Below are 20,682 nucleotides of genomic sequence, written 5' to 3' on the forward strand. Positions count from 1 at the left end.
TGATGAGCCTGTGAGCATACGCGGCCGGAAACGTTTCTTCCGCACCCCGCCGACGCCCCGGTGGTGCGTCACCGCCCCGTGCGCCCCCCGTGGAACGCGGCGCGCCCGGTGGCCGAAAAGCGGCCACCGGGCGCCGAAGGCACTGACGACGGGTCAGAGGCGCATCGCCTGCGGGGTCTCCCGGCGCTGCAGGTCGGGGCCGTCGTACTCGCGGATGACCTCGTACCGGGTGTTCCGCTCGACCGGGCGGAAGCCGGCGTCCCGGATCAGGTCGAGCAGGTCCTCGCGGCCGAGCTTGTTCGGGGTGCCGAAGTTGTCCGCGTCGTGGGTGATCTTGTACTCGACCACCGAGCCGTCCATGTCGTCCGCGCCGTGGCTGAGCGCCAGCTGGGCGGTGGTGACGCCGTGCATCACCCAGAACACCTTGACGTGCGGGACGTTGTCGAACAGCAGGCGGGACACCGCGAAGGTCTTCAGCGCCTCGGCGCCGGTGGCCATCTCGGTGCGCTCCATCAGGCGGTTGCGGACCTTGCCGTCCTTGGAGTCGTGGAAGTCGTGCTGGTAGCGCAGCGGGATGAAGACCTGGAAGCCGCCGGTCTCGTCCTGCAGCTCGCGCAGCCGCAGCACGTGGTCGACCCGGTGCCGGGGCTCCTCGATGTGGCCGTACAGCATGGTGGCCGGGGTCTTCAGGCCCTTCTCGTGCGCCAGGCGGTGGATGCGCGACCAGTCCTCCCAGTGGGTGTCGTGGTCGACGATGTGCTGGCGGACCTCCCAGTCGAAGATCTCCGCGCCGCCGCCGGTCAGCGACTCCAGACCGGCCTCGATCAGCTCGTCCAGGATCTCGCTCGCGCTCAGGCCGCTGATCCGCTCGAACCAGTGGATCTCGGTCGCGGTGAACGCCTTCAGCGAGACGTTCGGCAGCGCGGCCTTCAACTCCTTGAGCGAGCGCGGGTAGTAGCGCCACGGCAGGGTCGGGTGCAGGCCGTTGACGATGTGCAGCTCGGTCAGCGACTCCGACTCCATCGCCTTGGCGAGCCGGACGGCCTCCTCGATCCGCATGGTGTACGCGTCCTTCTCGCCCGGCTTGCGCTGGAACGAGCAGTACGCGCAGGAGGCGCTGCACACGTTGGTCATGTTCAGGTGGCGGTTGACGTTGAAGTGGACGACGTCGCCGTTCTTCCGCGTCCGCACGTGGTGCGCCAGCCCGCCCAGCCAGGCCAGGTCGTCGCTCGCGTAGAGCGCGATCCCGTCCTCGCGGGTCAGCCGCTCCCCGGCGTAGACCTTCGCCTCCAGCTCGCGCTTGAGCCCTGCGTCCATGCGGCGCTCCGCCTCCTTGCGACTTCGATTCGTTGCCGGAACCGAGACTACGCCTAGGTAGCCAGCAGCTCGGCCAGCAGGGCGGGGTCCAGGTTGCCGCCGCTGACCACGGCCGCGAACACCCTCCCGCCCAGCTCCCCGGCCCGGTGGAAGTAGGCGGCCGGGGCGACCGCGCCGGAGGGCTCGGCGACCAGCCGGCCGCGCCGGGCCAGCAGGGCGACGGTGGACCGGATCTCCTCCTCGGAGACGGTGACGATGTCGTCCACGTACGCCGAGATGTGCTCGAACGGGAGCACCCCGACGGACGGGGTGCGCAGGCCGTCGGCGATCGTCCGGTAGGTGTCGGCGACCGGCCAGACCGTGCGGACGCCCTTGCGCAGGCTCTCCTGTGCGTCGGCGGCGAACTCCGGCTCCACGCCGATCACCCGGACGCCCGGGCAGGCCAGCTTGATCGCCGCGGCCGTGCCGCCGATCAGGCCGCCGCCGGAGACCGGCACCAGCACGGTGTCCAGCTCGTCCGGGGCGTCCTCGGCGATCTCCAGGCCGACGGTGCCCTGACCGGCGACGATGTACGGGTCGTCGTACGGCGGCACCCAGACGTAGCCGTGCTCGGCGGCCAGTTCGGCCGGGACGGTGTCGCGCTGCTCGGCGGTCACGATCACCACCTCGGCACCGAACGAGCGGGTGTTCTCGATCTTCACGGCGGGCGAGGTGTCGGGCATCACGATCACCGCCTTGACGCCGAGCCGCCGCGCCGCGTACGCCACCGCCTGGGCGTGGTTGCCGCTGGACTGGGCGACCACTCCCCTGGCCCGCTCCTCCGCGGTGAGCGCGGCCAGCCGGTTCATCGCCCCGCGGATCTTGAACGCCCCGGTCGGCTGGAGGCTCTCCGGCTTCAGCCAGAGCCGCCGCCCGCCGTCCTCGGCCCACGGGCAGGGCAGCAGCGGGGTGCGCACCGCGGTGCCGGCGATCCGGCGCCGGGCGGCGTGCAGGTCTTCCAGATCCACCAGGGTCATGCGGCGTCCTCGGGGTTGACGGGGCGTGAGGTGACTACTCGGCCGGGTGGAGCGGGAGTTCGCCGACCCGGTTCTCCCACTTGGTGGAGAGCACCACCGTGGTCCGGGTGCGGGCCACCCCCTTGGTGCCGGAGAGGCGCTTGACCACCGACTCCAGGCCCTCCACGTCCGGCACCCGGACCTTCAGCATGTACGAGTCGTCGCCGGCGATGAACCAGCAGTCCTCGACCTCCGGCAGGTCCTTCAGCCGGTGCGAGACGTCGTCGTGGTCGGCCGCGTCGGTGAGCTGCAGCCCGATCAGGGCCGTCACCCCGTAGCCGAGGGTCGCGGGGTTGACCGTCGCCCGGTACCCGGTGATCACCCCGGCCTGCTCCAGGCGGTTGATCCGGTCCGTCACGCTAGGGCCCGACAGGCCCACCAGGCGGCCCAGCTCGGCGTACGACGCGCGGCCGTTCTCCCGGAGTGCCTGGATGAGCTGTCTGTCCACAGAGTCCATTGCCTGCCGCGTCCTTCCGAACCTCTCCAGAACCACAGATCATTTTCCGGAATCCAAGGCGCTGCGCACCGATCAACCCGGGTATCCCAGAGAACATACTCTCCCGTAACCGGCCCGCTCACTCGCCCCGGCGCGGGTCGCTTTCCGGGTGTCGCCGCGGCGTGCTCGCGGCCTCCCCCAGCTCGCCCGACCAGCGGCGGTACAGGCCGTGCGGCACCCCGACGGCGTCCAGCACCCGGCCCGCGACGAAATCCACCAGCTCCCGGGCGGTCGACCCGCCCGCGTAGAAGCCCGGCGAAGCCGGCAGCACGACGGCGCCCTGGGCGTCCAGCTCCACCAGGTGGCGCAGCGTCGCCCCCGTCAGCGGGGTCTCGCGCAGGCAGAGCACCAGCGGGCGGCGCTCCTTGAGGGTGACGGACGCGACCCGCTGGAGCAGGTCCTTGGACAGTCCCAGCGCGATGCCGGCGGCGGCCCCCGTGGTCGCCGGGACGACCAGCATGCCCTTCGCCGGGTACGAGCCGGAGGACGGCCCCGCCGCGAAGTCGCCCGCGGGCCAGTACCGGACGTCCGCCAGCGCCTCCGCCGCCACCTCCAGCCAGTCGGCCAGGTCCGCCGCCCAGTGCGCGTCCCGGAACGAGATGCCGGTCTCGTCCAGGATGGTCAGCCGCGCGGCCCGGCTCACGACCAGGTCGACGGACTCGCCCGCCTCCAGGAGCGCGCGGATCACCGAGGCGGCATACGGGGTGCCGCTGGCGCCGGAGACGCCGACGACCCAGGGCTTTCGGGAGGAGGTGCTCATGGGTCGACATTCTCCGGCACACGCTGGGTGATCAGGGGGCCGGGGAACGGCGGGGCCGAGAGGCGTGGGGCCGGGGCGCTGCGGGGCGTCGGCCGAGGACCTTCGGCCCGAAACGGGGTGGCGCTTCGCAGCCTGTCGGACGCCGGCCACTCGGCTCCGCCGTTCCCCGGGCCCCTGGAGCTTCGCTCCCGGCGGGCCCCGGACAGGGCTTCGCTCCCGGCGGGCCTCGGCGGGGCTCCTGTTTTCGCTCGTCTGAACCAGAATGGTCGGCATGGCTGCTGTGTTGGTGGATCTGACGCATCCGGTGGTGTCCGGGATGCCGGTGTATCCGGGGGACCCGGGGGTGGAGTTGCGGGCGGCGCTGACGGCCGAGGTGGAGGGGGTGAACGTGATGGCGGTGCACCTGGGGTCGCAAACGGGGACGCACGTGGACGCGCCGTACCACCTGGACGTGCGGTGGCCGACCCTGGACGGGCTGCCGCTGGAGCTGTTCACGGGGCCGGCGGTGGTGGTGGACCTGCGGGAGGTGCCGGCCCGGGGGGAGGTGACGGCGGGTCACCTCGCGGCGGCGCTCGCGGTCTCGGGGCCGGGGACGGTGCTGCTGCTGGCGACGGGGTGGCCCAAGTACTGGGGGACGGACCGGTACTTCGCGCATCCGTACCTCTCGGCGGAGGCCGCGGAGGCGATCGTCGCGGCGGGCGTGCGCACCGTCGGGGTGGACGCCCTCTCGGTGGACCCGACGCCGGACCCGGGGCCCTCGGACCCCGGAGTGGCGGAGCTGCTGGCGGAGTTGAAGGACGAGCACGACCCGGAGCCGGAGCAGTCGACGCTGGCGGCGCACCGGGTGCTGCTGGGGCCGGAGGGCGGCGGGGTGATCGCGGAGAACCTGACCGACCTGACGCCGCTGCTGGAGGCGCAGGCGGCGGGGGTGCCGGTGGAGGTCTCGCTGTTCCCGATGCGGTTGACGGCGGCGGACGGGGCTCCGGTGCGGGCGGTGGCGCGGATCGGCTGAGGTCGGGCGAGATCGGGTGGGGTCGGGGGCGGCTCGAATCGGCTCCCCCGCACCGGACTTGGTCTAGACCATAGGGGAGTGCCGCCGCTAGGCTCGCGCCATGCCTGAGATCCTCGGTGTGGTCGAGCGCTTGTGGCGCTACCCCGTGAAGTCCGCGGGCGGCGAGTTGCTCGGCTCCGTCGAGGTGGAGGGGCGCGGCCTGGTCGGCGACCGCCTGTACGCGGTGCGCGACGGCGCGGGGAAGCTGGGCTCGGGGAAGAACACCCGGCGGTTCCGGCGGATGGACGGGCTGCTGCGGCTGAGCGCCCGGCTGGGCAGCCGGATCGACGGGCCGGAGCTGTTCGACCCGCTGGGGATGCCGGTGCCGGACCCGGACGCGTTCCTGCGCGCCTACCTGGAGCAGGAGGACGTCGGCCTGGCCCGGGAGGACGCGGTCTCGCACTTCGACGAGCTGCCGGTGAGCGTGCTGACCACGGCGACCCTGGACTGGGTGGCCCGGGCGGTGCCGTCGGCGGTGGTGGACGAGCGGCGGTTCCGGCCGAACGTGCTGCTGCGGACCCCGCCGGGGACGCCGCCGTTCGTCGAGGACTCCTGGTTCGGCCGGGAGGCCGGGGTGCGGGGCGGGGCGCGGCTGGCGTTCGTCCGGGCCAGCGTGCGGTGCGCGATGGTGGGCGCGGCGCAGCCGGGGCTGCCGCACGCGCCGGAGGTGCTGCGGGTGATCGCGCAGCAGCGGGACACCGAGCTGGGCGCGCTGGCGGCGGTCTCCCGCCCTGGGACGCTGCGGGTCGGGGACGTACTGGCGCCGGTGCGCGCCCGGGTCGGGGTCTGAGCCGTCAGCCCTGGTGGCGCGGGACCAGGCAGAAGGGGTGGCCCGCAGGGTCGGTGAGGACGCCCCAGCGTTCGTGGCGGGTCCGGAGCTCGGCGCCGAGGGCGACCGCCTCGGCGGCGGCGGTGTCGTAGTCCTCGACCTCGATGTCGAGGTGGAGCTGCTGGGGGTGGGCCGGGTCGGGCCAGATCGGCGGGCGGTGGTCCTCGACCCGCTGGAAGCCGAGCACCCGGCCGTCGGGCAGGTGGACGGTGGACCAGTCGGCGTCCAGCGACCAGCGCGGGTCGGGCCGGTCGACCTCGCCGCCGAGCAGCGCGGCGTAGAACCGGGCGAGGCCCGCCGGGTCGTGGCAGTCCAGCACCACGCACTGCAGTGTGCCGATCATCGTGCTCCCCGTTCCGCTCGCGGTGGTCCCCGCTTCCCAGCATGGCGGATCGGCGCGGCGGGTGGCGCATCGTTCGGCAGGAACGGTGTCGGCGCTGGTGGGCGGGGTTCCCGACGGGCCGTCAGGTGGCGTAATGGTGCGGCAACCCAACCCGGGGCGCTCCGGCCCTAGTGTTGCCGCCGACAGCGCAGCCGAGGGCCGGAGCAGACCCGATGACCAGCGAGAACACCGTGCGGGGCCCGAGCAGGCGGCCGCGTGCCGACCGGGCCCGGCAGGTCGCGGACGTGCTGCGGCAGCAGGTGCTGAGCGAGGCGTTCGGGACCGGGCCGCTGCCGCACGAGGACGTGCTGGCACGGGAGTTCGGGGCGTCCCGGAACACCGTGCGGCAGGCGCTCGACCTGCTGCGCGGGGAGGGGCTGGTGCGCCGGGTGCCGGGCGCGGGGACGCTGGTGGCGGCGGAGAAGGTGCCGCACGGGCTGAACCGGCTGGAGGGCCTGGCGGAGACCCTGCACGAGCACGGCGAGGTGCTGAACGAGGTCCGCTCGTTCGGGCCGGTCCGGGCGCCGGGGGCGGTGGCCCGCCGGCTCGGGCTGCCCGAGGGCGCGGACGTGGTGTACGTGGAGCGGCTGCGGAGGCTGAACGGGCTGCCGCTGTCGCTGGACCTGACCTACCTGGCCCCCGACATCGGCGCGCTGCTGAAGCCCGCCGACCTCGCGCACCGGGACGTGTTCCGGCTGATCGAGGAGGCGGCGGGCTGCCCGCTGGGCGCCGCCGACATCACCCTGGAGGCCGTCAACGCCGACGCGCACTCCGCCACGGTGCTCGAAGTCCCGCGCGGGGCCGCGCTGTTGATGCTGGAGCGGCTGACCACGCTGGCCGACGGACGGCCGGTGGACCTGGAGTACGTGCGCTTCCGCGGCGACCGGCTGACCATGCGCGGCCGACTGCTGCGCGACCTCACCTGACCCCTCTCACCCTGGAGTTGGACCGATGGCGCTCGCCGAGCACCGCACCGACGTGCCCGTGACCATCGACGCCTCGCTGTGCATCGCCGGCTGCACGCTGTGCGTCGAGATGTGCCCGCTGGACTCGCTGGCCATCGACGAGCAGAGCGGCACCGCGTACATGCACGTGGACGAGTGCTGGTACTGCGGCCCGTGCGCCGCCCGCTGCCCCACCGGGGCCGTCACCGTCAACATGCCCTACCTGATTCGCTGAGGACTCGTCAGATGCATTCCTGGAGAAGGACGTTCGGCACGCTGGCCGCGCTCGCGCTGGCGGCCGGGTGCGGCTCGGCGCGGGCCGGGGACGGCGACACCGTGGAGGTGGTGGTCGGCTACCAGTCGAAGACCATCAACACCGTCACGGCGGGCACCCTGCTGCGGGCCCGCGGCTACTTCGAGCAGCAGCTCGCCGAGCTGGGCGGGAAGGACGGGCGGCACTACAAGGTGGTCTGGCAGGACTACGACTCGGGGGCGCCGATCACCGCGCAGATGCTCGCCGACAAGGTCGACATCGGGTCGATGGGCGACTACCCGCTGCTGATCAACGGCTCCCGGTCGCAGGCGGCCGGCGGGCCCGGCACCCGGCTGGTGTCGGTGACCGGCTACAACCTGCTGGGCGCGCTCAACTCCGTGGTGGTGCCGAAGGACTCGCCCGCGCACACGCTGGCCGACCTGAAGGGGAAGAAGGTCTCCAGCTCGGTCGGCTCGGCCTCCGACGGCACCCTGGTGCAGGCCCTCGCCAGGGCCGGGGTCGCCGAGTCCGACGTCCAGAAGCAGAACCAGCAGCCCGCCGTCGGCGCCTCCGCGCTGAAGGCGCACGGCGTGGACGCGCTGGCCCAGTTCGTGGCCTGGCCGGCCGCGGTGGTGTTCGCCGGGGACGGGCGGCTGCTGTACGACGGCGCGGCGCTCGGCCGGCCGACCCTGCACGGGGTGGTGGTGCGGCAGAAGTTCGGCGGCGACCACCCGGAGGTGGTGCGGGCCTTCCTGCGCGCCCAGGACGCCGCCACCCGGGACCTGAACGCGCACCCGCTGGCCGCGGCCGAGGCCGTCGCCGCGGCCACCGGCCTGCCGCCCGAGGTGGTGTACCTGTACAACGGCCCGAACGGCATCGCCACCTTCGCCACCGCGCTCGACCCGCGGCTGCTGGCCGCGCTGCGCGAGGACGTGCCGTTCCTGGCCTCGGTCGGCGTGCTCAAGGCGCTGGACGTCGCACGCTTCACCGACCCGTCGTACCTGGCGGGCGCGGGCGTGGCGGACGGCGAACCGGCCCGGATCACCGGCACCGACGCGGTCTGCGGCCGCCCGGTCGCCGACCCCGCGCTGGCCGGTGAACTCTGGTACCAGGGCGAGGAGTCGACCCGTCCGGCGGCCGACCCGACCTGCCTGCTGAAGGCCGTGAAGGCGGGCGCGGCTCCGGGCGGCGGCAAGCTGCGGGCCGCGTACGTGCCGGACGCCGCCACCGGCACCCGGTGGTTCGCCGACCAGGACTGGTGGGTGCGGGACGGCGACGCGTTCAAGCCGTTCACCACCGAGGACGGCGCGAAGTCCTACCTGGCCGCGCACCCGGCGGCCCGGCAGCTGACGTACCAGCAGGCCCTGGACGCGGCGTGAGCGCGCGGCGCAGGCTGCTGCGGGCGGGCGCGCTGCTCGGCTTCCTGGGGCTGTGGCAGGCGCTGACCGCCGGGAAGGCCCGGTTCTGGGTGCGGTTCGACCACCTGCCGACGGTGCTCCAGGTCGCCGACGCGCTGCGGGTCCAGCTCGGCACCGCCGTGTACTGGCAGGACCTGGCGGACAGCCTGCGGCGGATCTCCACCGGCTTCGCGCTGGCCGCACTGCTCGGCGTCGCCGCCGGGGTGCTGACGGCCCGTTCGCGCCTCGCCGCCGACCTGCTCGGCCCGGTGCTGGAGCTGGTCCGGCCGATCCCGGCGATCGCGCTCGTCCCGGTGGCGATCATGCTGTTCCCGGAGAACGAGCAGGGCATCGTGTTCATCACCTGCGCCGCCGCGTTCTTCCCGATCACGGTGGCCACCCGGCACGCGGTGCGGGCGGTGCCGCCGCGCTGGGAGGAGGCGGTCCGCACGATGGGCGGCGGGACCGGGCGGGTGCTGTTCGGCGTGGTGCTGCCCGGCGCGCTGCCGGGCGTGGTGGGCGGCCTGTCGGTCGGCCTGGGCGTCTCCTGGATCTGCGTGATCTCCGCCGAGATGGTCTCCGGCCAGTACGGCGTCGGCTACCGGACCTGGTCCGCGTACACCGTGCTGGACTACCCCGGGGTGTTCGTCGGGATGGCCACCATCGGCCTGCTCGGCTGGACCACCTCGGGCGCGGTCGAACTGCTCGGGCGGCGGCTGACCCGCTGGCTGCCCGCCGCCGGCCCGGCGGGGGTGCGGGCATGAGCCTGCGACTGACCGCGCGCGGCCTGGGCGTCGGCCACCCCGGCCGGCCGGTGCTGCGCGACGTCGAACTGGACGTCGCGCCGGGCGAGGTGCTGACCGTGCTCGGCCCGTCCGGCTGCGGCAAGTCCACCCTGCTGCGGGCGCTGGCCGGGCTGCTCCGGCCGTCCGGCGGCGAACTGCTGGCCGACGGGCGGCCGTTGACCGGCCCCGGCGCCGACCGGGCGCTGGTCTTCCAGGAGGACGGGCTGCTGCCCTGGCGGACCGTCCGCCGCAACGTCGAACTGCCGCTGGCCATCGCCGGGCTGCGGCGCGCCGAGCGGCGGGCCCCGGTCGCCGACTGGCTGGACCGGGTCGGTCTGGACGGCCACGGCGACCGGCTGCCAAGGGAGTTGTCCGGCGGCCAGCGCCAACGCGTCCAGCTGGCAAGGGCGTTGGTCGGCGCGCCGAAGGCCGTGCTGATGGACGAGCCGTTCGGCGCGCTCGACCCGCAGACCCGCGCCGCGATGCAGCAACTCCTGCTCGCCGTCCAGGAGAAGGAGCGCTGCACGGTGGTCTTCGTCACCCACGACGTGGACGAGGCGCTGCTGCTCGGCGACCGGGTCGCCGTGCTGTCCGGCGGCACCCTGGCCGCCCTGCACGAGGTGCCCGCGCCGCGCGACCCGGCGGCCGACCGGAGCGCGCTGCGGGCGCTGCTCCTCACCCAGTACACCTGACTTGAGAGGCACGGCAGATGCGCACACCCGAGATCAGCGAGGCGCGCCGGTTGGAGTGCGACGTCCTGGTGGTCGGCGGCGGCACCGCCGGGTCGATGGCCGCGATCGCCGCCGCCGAGGCCGGGGCGCGCGTCCTGCTGCTGGAGAAGGCGCACGTGCGCCACTCCGGGGCGCTGGCGATGGGCATGGACGGCGTCAACAACGCGATCGTCCCCGGCCGGGCCGACCCGGACGCGTACGTCGCCGAGATCACCCGGGCCAACGACGGCATCGTCAACCAGGCCACCGTCCGGCAGACCGCCCGGCGCGGCTTCGCCATGGTGCAGCGGCTGGAGCGGTACGGCGTCAAGTTCGAGAAGGACGAGCACGGCGAGTACGCGGTCCGGCAGGTGCACCGCTCCGGGTCGTACGTGCTGCCGATGCCGGAGGGCAAGGACGTCAAGAAGGTGCTGTACCGCGTGCTGCGGGAGCGCCGGATGCGCGAGAAGGTCACCATCGAGAACCGGGTCATGCCGGTGCGGGTGCTCACCTCCGGGGGCCGGGCGGTCGGCGCGGCCGGGTTCGACACCCGCAGCGGCGAGTTCGTGCTGGTCTCGGCCGGGGCGGTGGTGCTGGCCACCGGCCCGTGCGGGCGGCTCGGCCTGCCGGCCAGCGGCTACCTGTACGGGACGTACGAGAACCCGACCAACGCGGGCGACGGCTACGCGATGGCGTACCACGCGGGCGCGGAGCTGTCCGGCATCGAGTGCTTCCAGATCAACCCGCTGATCAAGGACTACAACGGCCCGGCCTGCGCGTACGTGGCCAACCCGTTCGGCGGCTACCAGGTGAACCGGCACGGCGAGCGGTTCGTCGACTCCGACTACTGGTCCGGGCAGATGATGGCCGAGTTCGCGGTCGAACTCGCCTCCGAGCGCGGCCCGGTGTACCTGCGGACCACCCACCTGCCGGAGGAGACCGTGCAGGCGCTGGAGTCGATCCTGCACACCACCGAGCGCCCCAGCCGGGGCACCTTCCACGCCGGGCGCGGCCACGACTACCGCACCCACGACGTCGAGATGCACATCTCCGAGATCGGCCTGTGCGGCGGGCACAGCGCCAGCGGCGTCTGGGTGGACGAGAACGCCGCGACCACCGTGCCCGGCCTGTACGCGGCCGGGGACCTGGCCTGCGTGCCGCACAACTACATGATCGGGGCGTTCGTCTTCGGGGAGCTGGCAGGCACCCATGCGGCCTCCCAACTGCCTTCCGTCGCACACGAGTTGCCGGAGGACCAGGTCGCCGACGCGCACCGGCTGGTGTACCGGGCGCTGGACCACCCCGACGGGCCGCCGCAGCAGCAGGTCGAGTACAAGCTGCGGCGCTTCGTCAACGACTACATCGCGCCGCCCAAGACCGGTGCCCGGCTCTCGGTCGCGCTCGACCACTTCGAGCGGATGCGCGGCGAGGTCGCCGGGATCGGCGCCCGCACCCCGCACGAGCTGATGCGGGCCGTCGAGGTGGACTTCATCCGGGACTGCGCCGAGATGGCGGCGCGCGCCTCGCTGGCCCGCGAGGAGTCCCGCTGGGGCCTCTACCACCAGCGCCTGGACCGGCCCGCGCAGGACGACGACGCCTGGTTCCGGCACCTCAACCTGCGCAAGCGGGCGGACGGCGGGATGGAGTTCCTGACCCGCCCCGTCGCCCCCTACCTGGTCCCGGTCGAGGGCCTGGAGCCCCCCGCCGGGGAGGTCGAACTGCTCGGCACCGTCGAGGCGATGGTGGTCGGCCGCACCGGCGCGAGCGCGGTCGCCGCGGGCGGGACGGGAGCCGCGGGGGCGGCGAAGCCGCAGGGCCGGGTGCTGGAGGTGCTGCGGGCCGAGGGCCCCGAGGTCGTCCGCTACCTGACGGACCGTGAGCCGGACGTCCGGCTGGCCGCCGTCGCCGCGATCGGCGAGCACCTCCCCGAGGGGACGGGCGCCGCGCTGGTCGGCGCCCTCGCCGACACCGACGCGCGGGTCCGGGCGGCGGCCGTCGCCGCGCTCCGCGAACTGGTCGAGGTCCTGGACGCCTCGCTCGGCCCCGGGCTGGCCGCCGTCGCCGGCTCCGCCGACCCCGTGGTGCGGGCCGGCGTCCTGGAACTGGCCCGGGTCCTGCGCACCGGGACGGCCGGCCTGTTCAGCACCGGACTGACGGACCGTGAGATCCCCGTCCGGCTGCAGGCCGTCCGGGGCCTGGTCTCGCTGGACGCCGCCGCGGAACTGGCGCCCGGCGCGCAGGACCCCGCCCGGGAGGTGCGGGTCGCCGTCGGCGAGGGGCTCGGGGTGATCGGCTCCCCCGCGTCCGCGCCGGTCCTGGCGGCCCTGGCCCAGGACCCCGACCCCCTGGTCCGGGCCGCCGCGTTCACCGGCGCCGCCGGCCTGGGCGGCCCCGCCCCCCTGGCCGACCTCGCGGAGCGCCCGGACGACGCCTGGCAGGTCCGCAAGGCCGCGGCGGCGACCCTGGGGGCGGCCGGACGGTGGCCCGCCCTCGTCCCGCTGGCCGCGGACCGCAACGGCGACGTCCGGAAGGCCGCCGTCCGCGCGATGGCGGCGGGCACCGCGGAGGCCGTGGTCGCGGCCGCCCTCCACGAACGCCTCACCGACCCGGACGCGGACGTCCGCGCGTACGCGCGGCTGGCCCTGAACGCCTAAGAAATCAGGGGCCTGGGAACGGTGGGGCCGAGAGGCTGATCGCCGGAGGACAGTGGGGCGCCACGGGGCTGTCGCCGAGGACCTTCGGCCCGAAACGGGGTGGCGCCTCGCGGCCCGTCGGACACCCGCCACTCGGCACCGCCGTTCCCCGGGCCCCTGGAGCTTCGCTCCCCGGGCCCCGGAAGAGCAGAGCCCGGCGGGCCCCCTACGGGCGCACGTCCAGGTCTCCGCCCGGGAGGTATTGGGCGGTGGTGCCCGGGACCGTGCGGAGCCAGGGGTGGAGGGCGGGGAGGAGGGTGGCGCGGTCCGGGGGGTGGGGGCCGAGGCCGATGGCGAGGGTGGGGCCGGGGAGGGGGTGGGGCCAGGCGTGGGCGGTGGGGGGCAGGGTGGTGAGGAGGGTGCGGAGGCGGCTGCGGGTGGGGCCGTGGCTTTCGGGGGTGGGGGTGAGGAGGAGCCAGGCGGCGTGGCGGCGGTGGAGCGGGGGGAGGGTGTGGAGTTCGGGGTGGTCGGGGCCCAGTTCCCAGGCGCGGTAGAGCTCTTCGGTGATCAGGTCGCGGGTGGCGGCGGTGACCTGGGTGGTGCAGCTGCGGACGGGCGCGGTGGGGGTGAGGACGGTGACGGGGTCGGGGTGGGGGGCGGCGGGGTCGCCGAGCAGGGTGACGGGGTGCTGCCAGTCCCAGGCGGCCCAGGTGGCGGTGAAGTGCTGGAAGAGCGTGGCGGGGTCGTCCTCGCCGGGGTGGTCGCGGACGGTCCGGGCGGCGAGCACCGTCCAGGCGAGGGACGGGAGTTGGCCGAAGGGGGCGGAGTGCAGGCCGCGGGCCCGGGTCCAGGTCTTGACCCGGCGGGCGAGGGCCGCGAAGGCGGGGTGGCGGTCGCCGACGGCGGCGAGGACCGCGTCGGCGTCGGTGACGGCGCTGCGGGCGAGGTCGGCGTCGGGCGGGGCGAGCACCAGGTCGACCGGGAGGCCGGCGACGTCCGCGCGCAGGCCGGGGACGCGGGCGCCGTGCACCTCGCGGAGGCCGCGGGCCTCGGGGAGGGCGGTGGCGAGCCGGGCGAGCAGGTCGGCGGGGTCGGGCTCGGCGGGGAGGGCGGCGACCAGGTCGAGGTCGGCGCCGTCGAGGTGGCAGCCGAGGCGGCGGGAGCCGACCTGGTGGAGGACCGTCCCGGCGGGCAGGACGGCGGCGATCCTGCGGGTCAACTCCGCGGTGTCGACGGCTGGTTCGGGGCGTTCGGGGAACTGCGCCCCGGGGAGTTCGCGGATCTCGCCGGTGCCGAGCGCGACGGTCGCGCGCGGGAGCATCGGGCCGTCGCCGCGCCGGGAGAGCACGACGAGTTCGCCGACGGTGGCGGTGGTGCTGCCGAGGGCGGCCGCGGCGCGTTCGGCGTCGGCCGGGTCGTGGGCCCGGCCGAGGGTGAGGTGCGGGTGGTAGCCGTCGCCGTGAACGGGGCTGTCGGGGAAGCGGCGGGCCAGGGCGTGGCGGAGGGCGGCCCAGGGGGCGGCGGCGCCGACGGCGGGGTCGAGCCAGAGGGTGGCGGTGAGCCGGTGGGTGAAGGTGTGGACGCCGGACAGCGTGGTGGTGAACGGGGCGGTCTCGGCGGCGGCCTCGGCGAGCAGCGGGAGGGCCCGGTCGAAGTGGTGCTCGGCGACGAACCCGAAGAGCAGGTTGACGTGCGGCGGCCAGCGGTCGTACTGCGGGTCGCAGCGGGCGCGCAACTCCTGGACGGCGGGCAGGAGTTCGGCGGGCGGCAGCCAGGCGACGGCGGTCCGGGCGGTGGGCGGGGCGTCGAGCCGGCCGGCGTCCGGGGCCGGGGCGAGGTCGAGGTCGACGGCGAGGCCGTAGTGGTCGGAGGGGTGCAGGCCGGTGGCGTCGGGGCGGTCGCCGAGCAGCCGGGCGGCGGTGGCACGGACCGGGCCGGGGCGGAGCAGGGCGCGGTCGAGTCGGCCGGGGCGGCCGCTGAGCGAGGCGACGGCGGCGAGCGGGTTGGCGACGGGGTCGAAGGTGGGGGTGTCGTCCTGCGGGCCGTGCACCTCCGCCCAGGTGTCGCGCAGGGCGAGGGCCGCGGCGGGGGTGCGGGTGCTGTCGTTGAAGTCGCCGAGCACCAGCAGGTCGCCCTCGATCTCGGCGAACCCCCGGGCGAGTTCGGCGAGTTCGGCGGCGCGCCGGTCGGCGCCGCGCGGTGAGTGGTCGCTGCTGAGGTGGACGGCGGCGACGGTGAGCGGGGCGGCCCCGGTGTGCACGGCGATCGCGGTGACGGCCTTGTGCGGGCCCAGTTCGTGCCGTCCGGCCTCCAGTACGGGCAGCCGGGAGAGCAGCAGCAGGCCGTGGCCGTCGATCTCGCGGCCGAACGGGTCGGCGCCCAGGGTGTAGCCGGCCCGCACCCAGTCCTGCGCCAGCAGTTGCTTGACCAGGGCGGGTTCGACCTCCTGGAGGGCGATCAGGTCGGCGTCGGCGGCTTCGAGTGCGGCGAGCAGCAGCGGGCGGCGGCGGGCGGTGTGGATCAGCTCGGGGTCGTAGCGGTCCCACAGGGTGTTCCAGCTGACCACCCGCAACTGCCGCGTGAACTGGCCGGGTTGGAAGTCGGCGGGGCGCCAGCCCCGGTCGCGGTGCCAGGCGTGCGGGGTGCTCGGGGTGAAGTACGGGGCGGGCAGGCCGCGCGGGGCGGTGCGCCGTCCGGCGTCGGTGGTGTCGAGCAGGTCGGTGCCGGTGGCGCGGTCCCAGACCACCCGGCCGTCGGCCTCGACGTGCCGGACCCGGTGCCAGGGCACGTCCCCGGCGGCGGTGAAGGTCTCCAGCGGGACGAGTTTGGTGCGGTCGTCGCGCTGCCGGACGCCGAGCACGAACCGGGCCGGGTCGAAGCGGTCGTCCCAGCGGATGCGCTGGCAGACCTGCTCGATGGGGCGCATCAGTCCTCCTCGTCCAGGGAGCCGGCGGTGTCCTGCACGGTGCCGTCGGCGCCGAGGTAGCGGGTGCGGTGGGCCTGGCCGGGGTAGGGCGGGTTCCAGCGGTGGAGCTGTGCCGTCAGCACCTCGGCGGGGACGGGGTGCGGGCGGACGGCGTTGCGGCGGAGCAGTTCGGCCTCGTCGACGACCGCGACCACCTGGGTGAGCAGCGCGCCCCGGCGTTCGGCGATGCCGTGCAGGTGGCCGCGCTGGTGGCGGTTGAGCGAGGTGGCGTCCCAGACGGCGGTGCCGTCGCCGGCCAGGGCCGCCTCCAGGGCGGTGAGACCCTCTCGCAGGAGTTCGGGGTTGTCACGCTGTTCGGCGCGGGAGCCGCGGGCGGCCCGCAGGTCGTCGAGCGAGATCCGCGTCCCGGGCAGGGTCGCCGCGTACGTCGACTTGCCGCTGCCGGAGGGCCCGCACAGGTGCACCAACCGGGGGAAGCGGCCGTCCCGCCGGGACCAGGTGGCGGCGACGGCCTCCTCGACGGTGGAGATCCGGCCGCGCGCGTACGCTTCCCGGGCCTGCGCCCAGCAGCGGTCCCGGACGTCCGGGTCGAGGTCGGCCAGGGCCTCGCGCAGCCCGGTGCGCAGCCAGGACAGCGGGTCGGGGCCGAGCAGCCCGGCGTCCTCGGCGTGCAGCGCCGACCAGGCCACCTGCTCGTCGCCGGGCAGCGCGGCGGCCGCGACGGCGTGCAGCACCCCGAGGTCGGCGGCGGCGGTGAGGCCGGTCAGTCCGGCCCGCCGCTCCTCGTCGGGGAAGGGCTGCCCGAGCCGCGGGTGGAGGCCGACCAGGTCGGCGACCCGGCGGGCCTGGCGGAGGCCGAGCGGCCCGGCCAGCCGGGGCATCAGCTCGGCGCGGCGGGCGGTGCGCAGCCCGTGCGCGAGCACGCCGGCGAGCCGGGCATCGCCGGTGCGGCCGAGCGCGTCCAGCCGGGCGGTGACGTCGTCGAGGTCGGGGTGCAGCGGGAGGCCGAGCGCGGCGCCGAGCCCGGCGGCGTCCGGTTCGCCGCCCGAACGGACGTGCCAGAGCGCGGAGTTCGGCCCGAGGCCGTTCTCCACCACGGCGGCGTGCATCCAGTGCGTGTCGGTCCGGACGTGGTGCGGCCGGACCCACTTGGCGACCCGCCGCCCGAACTCGGCGCGGTCGAACCCGGCGACGGTGCGGACGACGTAGCCCTCTTGGCGCTCCGGGTCGAGCTTGAGCGCGCGGATCGCCCGCTCCTGGTACCGGCCGCGCCAGAGCACCCGGGGCGCCGGGACGCCGAGCCGGCGCAGGAAGCGGACGGTGGCGTCCCAGTCGAGGCAGCGGTCCTCGGCCGTCCAGACCGAGAAGCCGTAGAACCAGCTGTCCAGGTCGGTGTAGGCCAGCGAGTGCCGGGCGAACAGGTTCTCGCCGCAGATCCGCCAGCCCGCCGGGACGCCCGCGCCGATCCGGCCCTGGAGGCCCTTCACCCAGGCCCGGGACGGGTGGTGCCCGGAGTCCAGCGAGCGGGCGTGCAGCCCGTCCGCGTACAGCGTGGTGTTCTCGCCGTCGAGCTTCTCGGTGACCACCACCTCGGCCCCGGCCAGGCCGGACAGGTCGCCGCTGCGGAGGTCGTCGGCCGCCGCCCCCGGCGACCACGGGAGGTGCGGGGTCCGGGGGTAGGAGACGCGCATGCCCGCCACCCTAGGGACGGGCGGCGGGCACGGGCCAGCGGATTAGCGCGGCCGTCAGACCGTCAGGCCGCGGGCGATCAGGTCGATCAGGGCGAAGGCGAACAGCGAGATGCCGACGAAGCCGTTGGTCGAGAAGAACGCCCGGTTCAGCCGGGACAGGTCGTTGGGCTTGACGATGGTGTGCTCGTAGACGAACGCGCCCGCGACGACGGCGAGGCCGCACCAGAAGAAGCCGCCCGCGTCGGTGCGGACGGCGTACCAGGCGAGCAGCGCGGTGGTGATCGCGTGGCAGACCCGGGCGCCGTTGATCGCGGCGGGGATGCCGAACCGGGCGGGCACCGAGCGGACGCCCGTGCCGCGGTCGGCGGCGACGTCCTGGCAGGCGTAGATCAGGTCGAAGCCGCCGATCCAGATGCCGACCGCGAGGCCGAGCACGACCGCGTCCCAGGACCAGGTGCCGGTGACGGCGAGCCAGGCGCCGATCGGGCCCATCGCCTGGGCGAGGCCCAGGATGGCCTGCGGGAAGTCGGTGAACCGCTTGCCGTACGGGTAGACCACCATCGGGACGACGGCGATCGGGGCGAGCAGCAGGCAGAGCGTGTTGAGCAGCGCCGCCGAGCCGAGGAAGACCACCAGGGCGATCGCCGAGCCGATGTACGCGGTGCGCAGCGAGACGGCGCCGGTGACGAGTTCGCGGTTCGCGGTGCGCGGGTTCCGGGCGTCGATCTCGCGGTCGATGATCCGGTTGGCGGCCATCGCGAAGGTCCGCAGCCCGACCATGCAGACGGTGACCAGCAGCAGTTGGCCCCAGTGCACGGACTTGTCGGCGAGGAACATCGCGGTGAGCGCGGCGATGTAGGCGAAGGGCAGCGCGAACACCGAGTGCTCGATCGCGACCAGGCGCAGGAAGGCACGGGTCCGGCTCGGCGGTGCCTCGAACGCGTCGGCGGTGGCGCTCACAGCCCGTACTCCTTCCAGCGGCGGGTGACCCGGGCGGCGGTCTCCGGGTCGGAGGAGACCATCTCGGGCCAGCCGCCGTCGCGGGCGTAGCCCTCCTCGGGGAGCTTGCGGGTGGCGTCGATGCCGGCCTTGCCGCCCCAGAACTGCTGGTAGGAGGCGTGGTCGAGGTGGTCGACCGGGCCCTCGACGACCGACAGGTCCCGGCTGTAGTCGACATTGCCCAGGGCCCGCCAGGCGACCTCCTGGTAGTCGTGGACGTCGCAGTCGGCGTCGACGACGACGATCAGCTTGGTGAGCGACATCATGTGCGCGCCCCAGATGGCGTGCATGACCTTCTGCGCGTGCTTCGGGTACTTCTTGTCGATCGAGACGATCACGCAGTTGTGGAAGCCGCCGGCCTCGGGTAGGTCGTAGTCGACGATGTCCGGGATGATCACCTTGAGCAGCGGCAGGAAGAAGCGCTCGGTGAACTTGCCGAGCGGCCCGTCCTCGGTGGGCGGGCGGCCGACCACGATGGACTGCAGGATCGGGCGGCGGCGCATCGTCACGCAGTCGATGGTCAGCGCGGGGAACGGCTCCTGCGGGGTGTAGAACCCGGTGTGGTCGCCGAACGGGCCCTCGGGCAGCAGTTCGCCGGGCTCCAGCCAGCCCTCCAGCACCACCTCGGCGTCGGCCGGGACCTGGAGCGGCACGGTCTTGCAGTCGACCATCCTGGTCCGCTCGCCCGCGACGAAGCCGGCGAACAGGTACTCGTCGATGTCGCCGGGCAGCGGCGCGGTGGCGGCGTAGGTGACGGCGGGCGGGCAGCCGAAGGCGATCGCGACGGGCAGCTTCTCGCCGCGCTTGGCGGCGACCGCGGCGTGGTTGCGGCTGTCCTTGTGGATCTGCCAGTGCATGCCGATGGTGCGCTTGTCGTGCCGCTGGAGGCGGTACAGGCCGAGGTTGCGGACGCCGGTGTCCGGGTCCTTGGTGTGGGTGAGGCCCAGGTTGAAGAAGGAGCCGCCGTCGAGCGGCCAGGTGAACAGCGCGGGCAGCTGCTCCAGGTCGACGTCCTCGCCGGTGAGCACCACCTCGTGCACGGGCGCGTCGGCGGACTTCACGTTCTTCGGCGGCACGTGCGCCATCGAGGCGAGCTTGCCGAACGCCTCGCGGAACCCGGTGAAGCCCTGCGGCAGTTCGGGCTTGAGCAGGCCGCCGATCTTCTCGGCGATGTCGTCGGGCGACTTCAGGCCGAGCGCCTTGGAGAGCCGCCGCTCGGTGCCGAAGACGTTCATCGCCAGCGGCATCGCCGAGCCCTTGACGTTCTCGAACAGCAGGGCCGGGCCCTTGGCCTTCTGCACCCGGTCGACGATCTCGCCGACCTCCAGGTAGGGGTCGACCTCGACCTTGATCCGCTTCAGGTCGCCTTCCCGTTCCAGGGCCCGCAGGAAGGAACGGAGATCGTCGTATGCCATACCTGTCAGTATCCGGTACGGGCTACCCTGAGCCCGCCAAGGGTCCTGTTCGAACTTTCACCGGAGTTCTGCGCTGTGCTGAGAATCGTGCCCGTGGTGGCGTTGCTGGCCCTGTGGGTGTGGGCCTTCATCGACTGCCTGACCACTCCCGAGGACGAGGTCCGCCACCTGCCGAAGGTGGTCTGGGTGATCGTCGTGCTGTTCTTCCCCCTGCTCGGCTCGATCGCCTGGCTGGTCGCGGGCCGGGACCGGGCCCGCCGCCGCCGGGCGCCGTGGCCGTCCGGCCCGACCGCCGGGTACCCGGAGTACGAGCGGCCCCGCCCGCTCGCGCCGGACGACGACCCGGAGTTCCTGGCCTCGCTGAAGCGCGGCAACGAGCAGCACGAGGACATGCTCAAGCAGTGGGAGGCCGACCTGCGCCGCCGCGAGGAGGGCCTGCGCCGCGAGGAGGAGCAGCGCCGCGGCGAGGGCCGCGACCCGAAGGACGACGGCGCCGGAAGCTGATCACGCCTTTTGGCGCATCCCTACCATCCGGACCCTTCCGGACCCCGCTCCGTCTGTCCACCGCCCCTCGTGCGCCCCTGCGCGGCCGGGGCGGCCGGACGGCCCGCGCCCGGCCGCGATCACACCGCTGACCTGCTGGTTCGACCCCTGGACCACCCCCTGTCCGGACCCCCCGGACGGCCCTGCCCGGGGCAACCCGGAAGGAGGGCCGCGCGCCCCCTTATGTGGGGCCTGTACAGCGATCGGCGTCCGACCTTGTACGGAATCGACGCCGAAACGCGGGCGTCCCGGCTCGTACTGTCGTAGCAGCAGAGGTGTTCGCTGCCCCACGCGAGCTTGGAGTGGTTCGAAATGACGGTCCTGCACGATGCGCCGGTCGGCGGCGAGGCTCCGGCCGACGCCCGTAGTCGGGTCGCCGAGCTGCGTGAACTGCGCGAGCAGGTCCGTCGCGGTCCGAGCGAGAAGGCCACCGAGGCGCAGCACGCGAAGGGGAAGCTGACCGCGCGGGAGCGGATCGACCTGCTGCTGGACGAGG

At 74.4% G+C, this 20,682-nt stretch carries 18 protein-coding genes and 1 pseudogene; 10 read left to right on the plus strand and 9 right to left on the minus strand.

Translation table 11 applies throughout. The annotated features are described in order from the left end of the window. Positions 1-153 precede the first annotated feature (153 nt). The 4 genes from mqnE to ACIQBJ_RS24775 form a co-directional block, all read right to left on the minus strand. Positions 154-1,317 (minus strand): aminofutalosine synthase MqnE, encoded by a 1,164-nt coding sequence (gene mqnE / locus ACIQBJ_RS24760; RefSeq protein WP_400714505.1) that lies wholly within the window; start codon positions 1,315-1,317, stop codon positions 154-156. 53 nt (positions 1,318-1,370) lie between these two features. After that, positions 1,371-2,333 carry a threonine/serine dehydratase gene (locus ACIQBJ_RS24765; RefSeq protein WP_400714508.1) on the minus strand — a complete coding sequence of 321 codons (963 nt, stop codon included), beginning with the start codon at positions 2,331-2,333 and terminating at the stop codon, positions 1,371-1,373. 34 nt (positions 2,334-2,367) lie between these two features. After that, positions 2,368-2,829, minus strand: coding sequence for an Lrp/AsnC family transcriptional regulator (locus tag ACIQBJ_RS24770; protein WP_380473557.1), 462 nt, complete (start codon positions 2,827-2,829; stop codon positions 2,368-2,370). A gap of 118 nt (positions 2,830-2,947) precedes the next feature. After that, positions 2,948-3,628 (minus strand): UbiX family flavin prenyltransferase, encoded by a 681-nt coding sequence (locus tag ACIQBJ_RS24775; protein WP_400714512.1) that lies wholly within the window; start codon positions 3,626-3,628, stop codon positions 2,948-2,950. Positions 3,629-3,899: 271 nt separating this feature from the next. On the opposite strand from ACIQBJ_RS24775, the gene ACIQBJ_RS24780 reads away from it, so the two are divergent. Together ACIQBJ_RS24780 and ACIQBJ_RS24785 are read left to right on the plus strand one after the other, a co-directional pair. Continuing rightward, positions 3,900-4,640, plus strand: a complete 741-nt coding sequence (locus ACIQBJ_RS24780; protein ID WP_400714515.1) for a cyclase family protein — start codon at positions 3,900-3,902, stop codon at positions 4,638-4,640. A gap of 100 nt (positions 4,641-4,740) precedes the next feature. Beyond that, positions 4,741-5,469, plus strand: coding sequence for an MOSC domain-containing protein (locus ACIQBJ_RS24785; protein ID WP_400714518.1), 729 nt, complete (start codon positions 4,741-4,743; stop codon positions 5,467-5,469). A gap of 4 nt (positions 5,470-5,473) precedes the next feature. Here the strand turns inward: ACIQBJ_RS24785 and ACIQBJ_RS24790 are convergent, their stop codons facing one another. Further along, on the minus strand, positions 5,474-5,851 hold the full coding sequence (locus ACIQBJ_RS24790) for a VOC family protein (RefSeq protein ID WP_400714521.1): 378 nt from the start codon (positions 5,849-5,851) through the stop codon (positions 5,474-5,476). A gap of 212 nt (positions 5,852-6,063) precedes the next feature. Here ACIQBJ_RS24790 and ACIQBJ_RS24795 point away from each other — a divergent pair, with 212 nt between their 5' ends. The 6 genes from ACIQBJ_RS24795 to ACIQBJ_RS24820 are packed head-to-tail and all read left to right on the plus strand — an operon-like array spanning position 6,064 to position 12,633. Further along, entirely contained in the window at positions 6,064-6,816 is a 753-nt protein-coding gene (locus ACIQBJ_RS24795; RefSeq protein WP_400714524.1) for a GntR family transcriptional regulator, read from the plus strand. Between the two features lie 25 nt (positions 6,817-6,841). Further along, complete coding sequence (locus tag ACIQBJ_RS24800) at positions 6,842-7,069, plus strand: ferredoxin family protein (RefSeq protein ID WP_099900096.1); 228 nt, start codon at positions 6,842-6,844, stop codon at positions 7,067-7,069. A gap of 11 nt (positions 7,070-7,080) precedes the next feature. Next, positions 7,081-8,466 carry an ABC transporter substrate-binding protein gene (locus ACIQBJ_RS24805; protein ID WP_400714529.1) on the plus strand — a complete coding sequence of 462 codons (1,386 nt, stop codon included), beginning with the start codon at positions 7,081-7,083 and terminating at the stop codon, positions 8,464-8,466. After that, on the plus strand, positions 8,463-9,248 hold the full coding sequence (locus ACIQBJ_RS24810; protein ID WP_400714532.1) for an ABC transporter permease: 786 nt from the start codon (positions 8,463-8,465) through the stop codon (positions 9,246-9,248). The genes ACIQBJ_RS24805 and ACIQBJ_RS24810 overlap by 4 nt, the downstream gene beginning before the upstream one ends. Further along, positions 9,245-9,961 carry an ABC transporter ATP-binding protein gene (locus ACIQBJ_RS24815; RefSeq protein ID WP_400714535.1) on the plus strand — a complete coding sequence of 239 codons (717 nt, stop codon included), beginning with the start codon at positions 9,245-9,247 and terminating at the stop codon, positions 9,959-9,961. Before ACIQBJ_RS24810 ends, ACIQBJ_RS24815 begins: the two co-directional genes overlap by 4 nt. 17 nt (positions 9,962-9,978) lie before the next feature. After that, positions 9,979-12,633, plus strand: a complete 2,655-nt coding sequence (locus ACIQBJ_RS24820) for a fumarate reductase/succinate dehydrogenase flavoprotein subunit (protein WP_400714538.1) — start codon at positions 9,979-9,981, stop codon at positions 12,631-12,633. Positions 12,634-12,838: 205 nt separating this feature from the next. On the opposite strand, the gene ACIQBJ_RS24825 is transcribed toward ACIQBJ_RS24820, so the two are convergent. The 4 genes from ACIQBJ_RS24825 to ACIQBJ_RS24840 are packed head-to-tail and all read right to left on the minus strand — an operon-like array spanning position 12,839 to position 19,643. Then, complete coding sequence (locus ACIQBJ_RS24825; protein WP_400714541.1) at positions 12,839-15,538, minus strand: poly(A) polymerase; 2,700 nt, start codon at positions 15,536-15,538, stop codon at positions 12,839-12,841. Then, positions 15,538-17,229 carry an RNA ligase family protein gene (locus ACIQBJ_RS24830; RefSeq protein ID WP_400714544.1) on the minus strand — a complete coding sequence of 564 codons (1,692 nt, stop codon included), beginning with the start codon at positions 17,227-17,229 and terminating at the stop codon, positions 15,538-15,540. The genes ACIQBJ_RS24825 and ACIQBJ_RS24830 overlap by 1 nt, the downstream gene beginning before the upstream one ends. Positions 17,230-17,283: 54 nt before the next feature. Then, on the minus strand, positions 17,284-18,189 hold the full coding sequence (gene mqnP, locus ACIQBJ_RS24835) for a menaquinone biosynthesis prenyltransferase MqnP (protein ID WP_400714547.1): 906 nt from the start codon (positions 18,187-18,189) through the stop codon (positions 17,284-17,286). Beyond that, positions 18,186-19,643, minus strand: a complete 1,458-nt coding sequence (locus ACIQBJ_RS24840; RefSeq protein ID WP_400714550.1) for a menaquinone biosynthesis decarboxylase — start codon at positions 19,641-19,643, stop codon at positions 18,186-18,188. The genes mqnP and ACIQBJ_RS24840 overlap by 4 nt, the downstream gene beginning before the upstream one ends. A gap of 93 nt (positions 19,644-19,736) precedes the next feature. Between ACIQBJ_RS24840 and ACIQBJ_RS24845 the strand changes: the two genes are divergently transcribed. Then, positions 19,737-20,147: a PLD nuclease N-terminal domain-containing protein gene (locus ACIQBJ_RS24845; protein ID WP_400714553.1), complete on the plus strand. Its 411-nt coding sequence runs from the start codon at positions 19,737-19,739 to the stop codon at positions 20,145-20,147. A 351-nt stretch (positions 20,148-20,498) separates the two neighbouring features. Further along, positions 20,499-20,682: pseudogene (locus ACIQBJ_RS24850) on the plus strand (methylmalonyl-CoA carboxyltransferase); the annotation flags it as partial.

This window comes from Kitasatospora sp. NPDC088391 (assembly GCF_044753345.1).
Classification (GTDB): Bacteria; Actinomycetota; Actinomycetes; order Streptomycetales; family Streptomycetaceae; genus Kitasatospora.